Here is a 905-nt window from a genome sequence, read left to right as displayed (position 1 = left end):
ATCTGGTCGGGGAGTTCCTCGGCCAGACCGCCGTCAAGGCCAACGAGCTCATCGACTCGGCGATCGGCGGCGTCCTGTTCGTCGACGAGGCGTACTCCCTCTCCAACTCCGGTTACAGCAAGGGTGACGCGTACGGCGACGAGGCCCTCCAGGTCCTCCTCAAGCGCGCCGAGGACAACCGCGACCATCTCGTCGTGATCCTGGCCGGCTATCCGGAGGGCATGGACCGCCTGCTCGCCGTCAACCCCGGCCTCTCCTCCCGCTTCACGACCCGGGTGGACTTCCCCAGCTACCGCCCCCTGGAGCTCACAGCCATCGGCGAGGTGCTGGCGGCGGAGAACGGGGACGCCTGGGACGAGGAAGCCCTGGAGGAGCTGCGCAGCATCAGCGGGCACGTCGTCGGCCAGGGCTGGATCGACGAGCTGGGCAACGGCCGTTTCCTGCGCACGTTGTACGAGAAGAGCTGTGCGTACCGCGACCTCAGGCTCTCCGGCTACGCCGCGACGCCCACCCGCGACGATCTGGCGACGCTGCGCCTGCCCGACCTGATGCAGGCGTACGGCGAGGTGCTGTCCGGGCGCGGCCCGGCGAACCGGGGGCGGCAGGAGCCGCCCGCGCTCTGAACGGCGCGGACGGCTCGACGGGTCACCCGACCAGCGCCGCCGTCTCGTCCGCGGCCGCCGGGTCCGGGGACGGCCGGGGCGCCGCGACCCGGTGCGCGGGATCGCGCACCTCCCCCACCAGCATCTCCAGGACGTCCTCCAGCGCGACGAGGCCGAGCACCCGTCCCGTCCCGTCCGCCACTTGCGCCAGATGCGTCGCGGCGCGGCGCATCACCGACAGGGCGTCGTCCAGCGGGAGTTCGGCGCCGAGCGTCGCCATCGGGCGCCAGACCCGCTGCGGCA

Annotated in this window: 2 protein-coding genes; one reads left to right on the top strand and one right to left on the bottom strand. The window is 72.6% G+C overall.

The annotated features are described in order from the left end of the window. The coding region (locus tag E2E34_RS34490; RefSeq protein WP_138905738.1) for an AAA family ATPase at window positions 1-623 on the top strand (623 nt) is incomplete at its 5' end. A gap of 22 nt (window positions 624-645) precedes the next feature. Here the strand turns inward: E2E34_RS34490 and E2E34_RS34485 are convergent. After that, window positions 646-905, bottom strand: a 260-nt coding sequence (locus E2E34_RS34485) for a CBS domain-containing protein (protein WP_138905737.1), incomplete at its 5' end; no start/stop codon positions are given.

The organism is Streptomyces albidochromogenes, assembly GCF_005981925.1.
Classification (GTDB): Bacteria; Actinomycetota; Actinomycetes; order Streptomycetales; family Streptomycetaceae; genus Streptomyces; species Streptomyces albidochromogenes.
Note: the sequence above shows the minus strand (reverse complement) of the source record. Positions and strands in the feature narration are given on the sequence as shown.